General features: G+C 67.8%; 3 protein-coding genes. 1 reads left to right on the forward strand and 2 read right to left on the reverse strand.

Annotated elements, in window-relative coordinates:
* Nucleotides 1-40: 40 nt before the first annotated feature.
* Together C0R07_RS07030 and C0R07_RS07035 are read right to left on the reverse strand one after the other, a co-directional pair.
* Nucleotides 41-301 carry a hypothetical protein gene (locus C0R07_RS07030; protein ID WP_070471558.1) on the reverse strand — a complete coding sequence of 87 codons (261 nt, stop codon included), beginning with the start codon at nucleotides 299-301 and terminating at the stop codon, nucleotides 41-43.
* Nucleotides 298-9,009: a glycoside hydrolase family 94 protein gene (locus tag C0R07_RS07035; protein WP_102788494.1), complete on the reverse strand. Its 8,712-nt coding sequence runs from the start codon at nucleotides 9,007-9,009 to the stop codon at nucleotides 298-300. The genes C0R07_RS07030 and C0R07_RS07035 overlap by 4 nt, the downstream gene beginning before the upstream one ends.
* Before the next feature lie 179 nt (nucleotides 9,010-9,188).
* Here C0R07_RS07035 and C0R07_RS07040 point away from each other — a divergent pair, with 179 nt between their 5' ends.
* Nucleotides 9,189-9,974: an EAL domain-containing protein gene (locus tag C0R07_RS07040; RefSeq protein ID WP_102788495.1), complete on the forward strand. Its 786-nt coding sequence runs from the start codon at nucleotides 9,189-9,191 to the stop codon at nucleotides 9,972-9,974.
* Nucleotides 9,975-10,264 lie beyond the last annotated feature (290 nt).

A 10,264-nucleotide genomic window follows, 5' to 3' on the forward strand; every position in this document is an offset into this window, starting at 1 on the left:
GACGACGCCATCCGACGGGGCGTCGTGATCGTTCGCGCCATCAGGCTCCCGGCGTCCCCGGCGGCAGCGTGTCGTCCCGTTCGTGCCAGGATGGGAGTTCCAGCGCATGGTGTTCGAGCATGGCCTGTATAGACGCACGCGCATGGTCCCTCTCCGCGTTCGCGCATTGGTCGAGAATCTCACCAGTCAGCTGTTCAAACTGCGGCCAGAATTGCGCTGGGTGGCGCACTCGCGCCACCCAGTGGTCCAGCTTGTCGGCCAGCGCATCAAGCTGCACCTGTATGTCGGGACGAACGCTCATCCCGGAGGTGCACCCAGATCAAGCGCGACACGGTAGTAATGGCCGTCGTCGCGGAGCAGGACGGTCAGGTCCGGCTGCAGGACGTCATCCACATGCAGGGTCGGCTGACCCTGCGCAGTGCGGGTCACCACGAACTCGTACAGGCTGCGCCCGAAGCGGTAGCTCAGTTCGAAGGACGGCCAATGATCGGGCAGGCAAGGTTCAAGCGAAAGACGATCGCCGTCGCGACGGATGCCGAGCAGGGATTCCACCAGCAGGCGATACATCCAACCGGCCGACCCGGTGTACCACGTCCAGCCGCCTCGCCCGACGTGCGGCGACACGGCGTAGACATCGGCAGCCAACACATAGGGTTCGACGCGGTAGGTCTGGACCGCCTCGGCGTCCAGCGTGTGGTTCAGGGGGTTGATCATGCCGGCCAGCTCCCAGGCACGCACTGCATCGCCCTGTTGAGCAAATGCCATCGCCGCCCACACCGCCGCGTGGGTGTACTGGCCGCCATTCTCGCGCACGCCCGGTACGTAACCCCGAATGTAGCCGGGGTCCTCGGTGGTCTGGTCGAAGGGCGGGTCGAGGAGCTGGATCAGCTTGGCGTCCTTTCGCACCAGATGCGTGTACAGCGAATCCAGGGCTTGCGTGGCACGCTCAGGCGCGGCCACGCCTGACAGCACCGACCAGCTCTGGGAGATCGAATCGATGCGGCACTCCTGATTCTGTGACGAGCCCAATATGGCGCCGTTGTCGAACCAGGCACGGCGATACCACGCGCCGTCCCAGGCATGCTGTTCCAGATTCTGGCGCAGGCGTTCGGCCTGTTCTTCGCACCATTGCGCACGGGCGGCATCGCCACGCGCGTTGGCCAGCCCGATGAAGCGGCGAAGCGTGTCATGCAGGAAGAACCCGAGCCACACACTTTCACCGCGCTGCTGGTCACCGACGCGGTTCATGCCATCGTTCCAATCGCCGCTGCCCATCAACGGAAGCCCGCGTTCGCCGAGCAACCGGCACCCGCGTTCCAGCGCGACGACGCAGTGTGCATAGAGTGTGCCGCGCTGTGCCGAAAGGGTGGGCATGTCGTAGTAGCCTTCCTCCTCCGGCGTCACCGCGCGGCCCTCGATGTAGCCAACCACTTCGTCCAGCACGCTGGCGTCGCCGGTGACCTCCAGGTAGCGGCATGCGCCTTGGGGCAGCCACAGATAGTCGTCCGAGCAGCGGGTGCGCACGCCGCGACCTTGCGGCGGGTGCCACCAGTGCATCACATCGCCTTCGGTGAACTGGTGTGCCGCGCAGAGCAGCAGGTGTTCGCGGGTCAGGTCCGGGCGCGCGTGTACGAGGGCGAGCGCGTCCTGCAGCTGGTCACGGAAGCCGAACGCGCCGCCGGATTGATAGTAGCCACTGCGTGCCAGGTAGCGGCAGCCCAGGGTCTGGTAGACCAGCCAGCCATTGGCGAGTGCGTCGAACGCCGGGTCCGGCGTGCGGACCTGCACCGTGGCCAGTACATTGCGCCAGTGGATCCGCAGGGCATCCAACGCATCGATGGCTTCCTGATTGCCCTGGCGGCTTCTTGCCAATGCCAGCGTTTCCTCGCGGTCGCGCCCCGCGCCAAGGCGGAACGTGGTTTCACTGCGGTCGCCCGGCGCCAGCTCAAGCGGCACCTGGATCGCCGCGCAGGGATCCATGCCCGCACCGGCCCGTGCATCCAGACGCTCGCGACGCAACGCCGCAGGGGCGTGCAATCCGCCGTTGCGGCCGATGAACTCCAGGCGGTCACAGGTCCAGCCGCAGCCCTCGGCATCGGTGTCGAAGAAGGCCATCCGGCCGCCGAACTCGGTGCTGTAGCTGTTGCGCGCCAGCAGCGCCCCGGTCTGCGGGTCGCGTTCGGTGACCACGTGCATGCGCGACTTCGGGCGCAGGTCACCCATGACCCATTCCACGTAGCCGATGGCCGACAGCCGCCGTGGCCGGCCCGACAGGTTGTGCAAGCGCAGGACCGAGAACTTCAGCGGCGCAGTGACATCGACGAAGACCCACAACTCGCTGGCGATGCCGTCTTCGATGTGCTCGTAGACCGTGTAGCCGAAGCCATGGCGGGTACGGTACGCACCGGTGCCCCGGCATGGCAGCGGCATCGGCGACCAGACACGGCCGGTGTCCTCATCGCGCACGTAGAAGGCTTCGCCGCCGGTATCGGACACCGGATCGTTGAGCCAGGGCGTCAAGCGGAATTCGTGTGCGTTTTCGAACCAGGTGTAGCCCGGTGCACTCTCGCTGACGACCGTGCCCAGACGGGCGTTCGCGATCACGTTCGCCCATGGGGCCGGGGTCGGGGCACCTTCGCGTACCACCGCCACGTACTCGCGGCCGTCCTCGCTGAAACTGCCGGTGCCGTTGTCGAATCGGCCGGCGCCGCGGTACGGAAGGAACGGCCACGGGTCATCCAGCTCTTCGTCGTGCTCGACACCTGGGGGCAGTCCGGGTTCGGGTCCCGGGTCGGCGACGACGGGCAGCCCGGGCTTCTCTTCCATCGCCAGGGCCAGTTCCTGCTGCTCCGCCTGCGGCACCAGGGCCGGAATGCGCCGCACGGGCAGCGGTTGGCGCCCCACCTGCGCCGCCAGCGTGCCGTCCTCGTCACTGAGCACCACCCGTGCCACCGCCTGCAGCAGAACGCGGTCCTCGTGGCTCATGTTCTGCACCGGCCGCACGAAAATGCCGCCGGGGCGATCGAGCAGGCCCGTCTCCGAACTGGCGGCCACCATCCCCAGGATCTGATCCTGCAGTTCCTGCCGATAGCCGGCCTTGCTGTCGTTCCAGATGACCAGATCGGTGTTGAGTCCCTTCTGGCGCCAATACGCGTGCGCCTGCACCAGCTGCCTGACCAGTTCCACGTTCTCCGCGTCGGCGACCTTGAGCAGCACGATGGGCAGGTCGCCGGAGATGGCATGGCCCCACAGCCCGGATTGTCCGCGCTGGTTCTGCTGCAGGACGGCGTCGCCCGCGCGCAGCAGCGGATTGGCATACAGCACGTGGCTGGCCAGGCGCTCGTACAGCGAGGCCTCGGCCTGGCTGGCGTTGATCTGCCGGCGCACCACCTGGCTGTGTGTCCAGGACAGGTCGAAGACGCGGTCTGCCAGGCGACGATCACGGTACTTGTCGACCATCGCCTCGCACCCGGTGCGGTCGGCGCCGATGCCAAACACCATGTCCAGCTGCACGGTCTGCTCGGGCTCCAGCACCACCCGCACGCGGATGGCCACGATCGGGTCGAGCACCGAGCCGTCCGTGCCGGAGAGGTCGATATCGGTGGTCAACGCCTGCGGGGTCCGCGGCGTGTTGCCACGCCCCAGGAAGCGCGCACGGTCGGTTTCGTAGGAGATCGACACCACCTCGGCGTCATGCACCGCGACCAGATGGAACATCCACGGTGGCACTTCGTCGTGCGAACGGGGCCGGCGCGTGCAGAGCACGGCCTGCTTGGCGGCCAGGATCTCGCTCTGCACGAAGAGGTTGCTGAAGGCCGGATGCGCATCGTCGGACGCTGCGGGCGCCAGCACCACTTCGGCATAGGTGGTGATTTCCACCGTGCGCTGGCGACGGCCGCGGTTGGTCAGGCGCAGGCGCCTGAGCTCGATGTCGTCCTCGGCGGAGATGGCGACCTGCAGGTGGCTCTCGCAGCCGCGGCGGGTACCGCGGAACTCCGCCTTGGCGTCGGAGAAGATCGCCTCGTAATGGTCCAGCGCCACGCAGGTGGGCTGGTAGGCGGCAGACCAGAACTCGCCGCTGTCCACGTCGCGCAGGTAGCAGAACGACCCCCAGGCATCGGTGGTGCCGTCTTCGCGCCAGCGGGTGAGCGACAGGTCGCCGTGGCGGCTGTAGCCGCCGCCGGCATGGGTCAGCATGCCGTGGTAGCGCCCGTTGGAAAGCAGCTGCACTTCCGGGCGCGGGCCCGCCGGGTCGCGCAGGACGCGCAGGGAGGTCTCGTGCTCGGCCATGGCCGAGTGCTCGCCCAGGGCTTCGACCTCATGCGGATGGAACACGCCGATGCGCGGAATGCGTTCCTGCAGCAGCAGCAAGGTCGCCTGGAACTCGGTATCGGCAACGAAACGGCGCTGCATCGGCTGGTCGCGCAACAGGTAATCCAGCGACAGCAGGCCCATGCCCTGGTGGTGGGCCATGAACGAACGCAGCAGCACGTGTTCCTGCCCCGGCGGCACCCGGGCGGGTGTGTAGTCGATCGCCTCGTACATACCGAAGCGCCCGGAGAACCCCAGCCCTTCGAGTGCCTGGAGGTTCTGGCACGCCGCCTCCGGCGCCACCATCAGCGCCATCATGCTGGCATAGGGCGCAATCACCCGATCCTGGCCCAAGCCGCGCTTGAGCCCCAACCCGGGCACACCAAACGCGCGGTACTGGTAGTTCAGGCGCGCATCCACAGCGTTATAGCCCGACTCGGACACGCCCCACGGCAGATTCAAGGTGCGGCCGTAGACGATCTGCGCCTCCACCGCATGCCGCGCGGTCTGGTCGAGCAGCGTGTCCGGATAGCTGGGCATCACCAGCTGCGGCATGAGGTACTCGAACATCGAGCCACTCCACGACAACAGCGTCGGTGTGCCGTTGACCTCGGTGAGCATCCGCCCGAGCGCGAACCAGCTCTCCTGCGCCAACTGGCCCTGGGCGATGGCGACGAAGGCACACAGCCGCGCTTCGGACGCCAGCAGGTCGTAGAAACTGTTGTCCAGGCGATGGTCGTCGACGTTGTAGCCGATCGAGAGCAGGTTGCGGGTGCGGTAGAACAGGAAGCCGTATTCCATCAGCGAGAACTGCCCGGCGCGGTGCGCCAGCGCCTGCAGCTGCTCGATGCGCGCGCGCGCGTCCGCACCGGCGGAGCCGGGCAGGGCGGCCAGCTGGCGCAGGCTCGGTACTGGCGCCTCGTCGTCCGCGCCGGCATCGGCCGGGAGGTTGGCAAGTGTCGCGTGCGCGGCGTGGCATTCGGCAGCGAACAGGGCCGGCCAGTGCAGCGCACCTTCCTCGGGCGCTGGCGGTGCCGGCCATTGCGACAGCACGGCATCGGCCAGACCGGCCAGCTCCTGCAACCGGGCGAGCAGCTGCGCCGTCCCACGGGGTGGGTCGGTACGCGTTGAGGCCAGGCGCTGGCGAAGGTGGTTGAGTGCCTCGCCCAGTGGCGCGTCAGCAGAGCGATGACGCTGCCGTTCCTCTTCCAGCACACCGAGCGTATCGGCCAGGCCGTCGAAGGTGTGCGGCGCCAGTACCGGCGCGTCCACCAGCGCGAGCAGGCCTTGCCGCAGGGTCAGCAGGTGGCCGGCCAGGTTGCCGCTGTCCACGGTGGAGACGTAGCGCGGCGGCAACGGCGCGAGGGTTTCGGTGTCGTACCAGTTCAGGAAGTGGCCGCGATGGCGCGGCAGCTGGTCCAGCGTATCGAACGTGAGCGCGGTACGTTCGGCGACCGCGCCCAGCTGGAGCCAGCCGAAATCCCATGCAGACAGATTGGCCAGCAGCGACAGGCCGATGTTGGTCGGCGAGGTGCGCCGCGCCACCACCAGCGAGGGATGCTCCTGGATGTTGTCCGGCGGCAGCCAGTGATCCTGCTCGCGCACCCACGCCTGGAAGAACGACCAGGTGCGCCGCGCCAGCCGGCCCAGGAATGCCCGCTGGGTCACGGACAGTTCGGCCACGCTTGCGGCCGGCGGCCGGCCCAGCCACGCCATCAACGCGGGCGCGAAGGTCCACGCCAACAGCAGGGGCAGGGCGACAGGCAGTGCCTGCGGAGCCACGCTGGCCACGACCGCCGCCAGCGCAACCGCCAAGACCGACGCCGGCGCCATCACCCGCCATTCCGCGCCGCGGTCGCTACCGAGGCGGCGCTCGACTTCGCTGGAGGGGTTCCATTGCAGCAGATGGCGGCGGGTGACGGTCATGCGCCAGAGCGTGCGCAGCACCGCGCCACCGGCCAGCAACGCTTCGTAGGGCAGACACGCGACCTGGGTGGCCGCGCGCAGCAACGACTGCAGCGTGCCGCGCCCGACCATGATGTAGTGCGCTTCCAGCGGCGTGTCGTCCGGAACGCTCAGCGCATCGCGCAGCATGCCGATCAGCGGCGGCGCGAACCACAGCGCCAGCACCCATGCCGTCCACGCAGCCGGGTTTTCGGCATACAGCCAACCCGCCACCAGCAAGGCCAAGGCGGCGATCGGCACCAGGCTCCGGCGCAGGTTGTCCAGCAACTTGCCGCGCGACAGCAGGCTGAGCCGGTTGCGTTCCCATCCCGATCCCGGGCGCGGTGTCCACGGCATCAACCAGGGCAACAGCTGCCAGTCGCCGCGGATCCAGCGCGCACGGCGCTTGGCATCGGCGGCGTAGCGTTCGGGGTAGTCCTCGTACAGGCGCACATCGCTGACCAGGCCAGCACGGGCATAGCAGCCTTCCAGCAGGTCGTGGCTGAGGATGCGGTTCTCGGGCAGGCGGCCCTCGAGCGCATGCTCGAACGCTTCGACGTCATAGATGCCCTTGCCCACGAACGAGCCTTCGTCGAACAGGTCCTGGTAGACATCCGAGACCATGCGCGAGTACGGGTCGATGCCGGGCTCGCTGCCGAACATCCGCGCAAACCGCGAGGTGCGGCGCGTGCCCAGACTGGTGCCGACGCTGGGCTGCAGGATGCCGTAGCCCTCCGCCACGCGTTGCAGCGCCGGATCGAAGCGCGGGCGGTTGAGCGGGTGCGCCAACGTGGCGACGAAGGCGCGTGCGGCATCCCGCGGAAGCTGCGTGTCCGAATCCAGGGTGATGACGTAGCGGACGCCGACCAAGGCGGCCGTGTCACCGACGGTGCGCATGAATGCGGCTGCATCGCCCTGGCGGAGCAGGGCGTTGAGCGCTGCCAGCTTGCCGCGCTTGCGCTCGTGCCCCATCCACACCCCTTCGCCCGGGTTCCATTGCCTGGGGCGGTGCAGCAGGTAGAAGCGATCGCCGCGCTCGGCCGCGTAGCGACTGTTCAGTTCCTCGATGCGCTCCACGGCGTGCGCAAGCAGGGTGTCGTCCGTCGGCGTCTCGGCGGCCGCGGCGTCGAGGAAGTCCGTCAGCAGCACGAAGCGCAGCTGGGGATCGCGGTTGGCCAGGAAGCGGACCTCCAGCGCCTCGGTCAGCACATCGATGCCTTCGATACTGGACAGCATCGAGGGGACCGCGACCACGGTGGAGCAGGCGGCGGGGATACCTTCGCTGAAATCGAGCTTGGGCAGCGGCCTGGGCGTGACCAGTACCGTCGCCGTCCAGTTCACCAGGACGATGCCCAGCTCGCTGAACACCAGAAGCCCGAGCAGCGCGGCCAGCCAGATGGGCACCGCGCCACTGCCCGATGCCAGCAGGCCGCCGGTGGCCACCACCGCCAGCAGGGCAATCGGCAGCAGGTACAGGGCAAGGGGCACGCGGTGCGCCAGTCGCCGGGCCTTGCGGTGCCGTGGCGCTGCCTCGGCCACTGCGTCGACGGTGGCCGAGGCGCCTTCGCCCACGAGCCAATAGCCCACGTGCGCACGTGGCCCATCGTGCGGCGCAGCCGTGCGTGCCAGATCCAGCGCGATGGTCGCAACGCGTTCTTCCGCAACGCGGCTCCCGCGCGCGATCTTCTCTACGACATGGCGATAGGCATCGCGGGTGCCGAAATCCATCTGCGGATAGACGGCCATCGGGTCTTCCCGCAGCCGCTGCTCGACCACACTCATGTCTTCGACAAAGGTGCGCCAATCCATGGTGGAGAGGAAGCGCAGGCTGCCGATGCTGTTGCCGATGGAGACCTGGTCGGCCGCCTGCTGCTGGCCCTCGGCGGCGACCAGTTCATCGATGCGCTGACCGGCCGCAGCGGCCCACTGTTCCAGCCAGGCGATGGGCATGGCCCACGCGCCGCCGCGCCCCTGCAGCGAGCGGGTCAGCTCGGCGATGAAGGCACCGGTCAAGGGCGGCTCGGAGCGGGCCATGTCGGCCACCACCAGGACCACCTCGGTCGGGGTGTCGGACGCCGCGCGATTGAGGTCCTCAGCCCATTGCGCCGCCAGGCTGCGGTCCGTGCCATCGCGCATCACCCGGGCGGCCATGCGCCGCAGATTTTCGAGCAGCGCCAGGCGCAGCATGATGGGGACCGCCCACAGTTCACCCAGGCTCAGGGGAGCAAGCGACTGGTAGGAGGCGATGAAACGGCCCAGGGTATCGGCGTCGATGCGACCGTCGCCGTGCGCGATGGCCTGCATCGACAGTTCATACACACGCGGCAGGCCGGCCGAGGGGCCGGCGACAAGTGAAGGCAACTGACGGCTGTAGCCGCGCGGCAGATGGCGTCGCGCGGTCTGGATCTGTTCTTCGATCAGGTAGTAGTTGTCGAGCAGCCATTCCCCGGCGGGGGTGACCGGCCGCTGTTCACGCACCACGCTGCTGAGCAGCGTGTTGGCGTCTTCCAGGACACGCTCGTTGGCCTGCAGGCGATCGAGCAGGCGCTCTGCGCCAGGCCGCATCCGCACCCGGTGCTGGCGCGCAAGGGCGCGGCCGTACACCTCCATCTGTTCAACGCTGTACAGCGCGGCGCGCAGGGGGCCCTCGGTGGCCTCGATGGCCGGCGCCGAGGCCTGGCGCTCCCGCCAGCGCCAACGGACAAGACGACGCAGACGCAGCCAACGGCCAAAAAGACGACGAAGGTGGGGCATAGGTTACCGATGGGGGGCAGGTCGCGGCCCTCATAGTTGCATTGGGGGTGCCGTGGTAGCTGTGAAGGCCACCCTTCCCGCAGGAGGCGCCAGGGCGGTGGGATGCTCGCCCAGGCGTCGACGCGGTCCTGACACGCGTCGGCTATGCTCGCTCGCCATCGCGTGCAGGAACCCAGCGCATGCCCTCCACCCGAAAGCGTACCCAATGCGCGCTGTGTCGCGACGCCGAGCCGCTGTCGTTCGCGTTCAGCTATGCGTTCCAGCCCATCGTCGATATGCGCACAAGACAGGTCTTCGCCCATGAGGCCTTGGTGCGCGGACCGGCAGGCGAGCCTGCCAACTCGGTGCTGTCCCGGGTCACCGCCGATAACTGTTACGTGTTCGACCAGGCATGCCGTGCCAAGGCTATCGAGATCGCCGCGCGGTTGAGGATGCCGTCGCATCTGTCGATCAACTTCCTGCCCAACGCCATCTACCGGCCCGAACTGTGCATCCGCTCCACCCTCGAGGCCGCGCAACGACACGACTTCCCGGTCGAGCGGATCATCTTCGAAACCGTTGAAGGCGAGCAGATCAATGACGGCAAGTGGCTGGCCGAGATCCTCACCGAGTACAAACGGATCGGCTTCAAGACGGCCATCGATGATTTCGGTGCCGGCTTTGCCGGCCTGAACCTGCTGGCCGATTTCCAGCCCGACATGGTCAAGCTGGACATGGGCTTGATCCGCGGCGTTGACCGGAGCGCCTCACGGCGCGCCATCGTTGCCGGTGTGGTGTCCATGTGTGCAGCGCTGACAATTGATGTGATCGCCGAAGGGATAGAAACCGCTGGCGAGGCACGCTGCCTTTCCGATCTCGGCATCGAGCTGATGCAGGGATACTGGCTTGCTCGTCCGCGTTTTGAAGGGGTAGTGGCCGAGGATGAGCTTCCCGGGGCGATGTGGCTGGAAGCGGATATGACGTAATTACGGTCCGGATGTTGTGCTCGTTGAGGAACACATTCATCCGAATGTCGACGCCTTGCAAAGCGGACACCACGGGCGACGACTCAGCGCCATTTCGTCGGCGATCCGGGTGATTCATCGGCGGCTTCTGTGGCTTGGTCGCAAACCGGTTGCCACGCCCCCGCGCGGACGGCACCTTGCAGCGACGATTACGTCGACCTGGTGCCCTGCATGACCCCCGTTGCCCTGTATTTGCCCGATCCGGCCCGCGGCTGGCTGCCCTGGGCCTGGCTGACGCCGATCCTGATGAT

Source organism: Stenotrophomonas bentonitica (assembly GCF_002887735.1).
In the GTDB taxonomy this organism is placed as follows: domain Bacteria; phylum Pseudomonadota; class Gammaproteobacteria; order Xanthomonadales; family Xanthomonadaceae; genus Stenotrophomonas; species Stenotrophomonas bentonitica_A.

Excerpts from the sequence above, each read along its gene's own strand:
- C0R07_RS07030 (WP_070471558.1), bottom strand. The coding sequence starts at position 301 with ATGAGCGTTCGTCCCGACATACAGGTGCAGCTTGATGCGCTGGCCGAC.
- C0R07_RS07035 (WP_102788494.1), bottom strand. The coding sequence starts at position 9,009 with ATGCCCCACCTTCGTCGTCTTTTTGGCCGTTGGCTGCGTCTGCGTCGT.
- C0R07_RS07040 (WP_102788495.1), top strand. The coding sequence starts at position 9,189 with ATGCCCTCCACCCGAAAGCGTACCCAATGCGCGCTGTGTCGCGACGCC.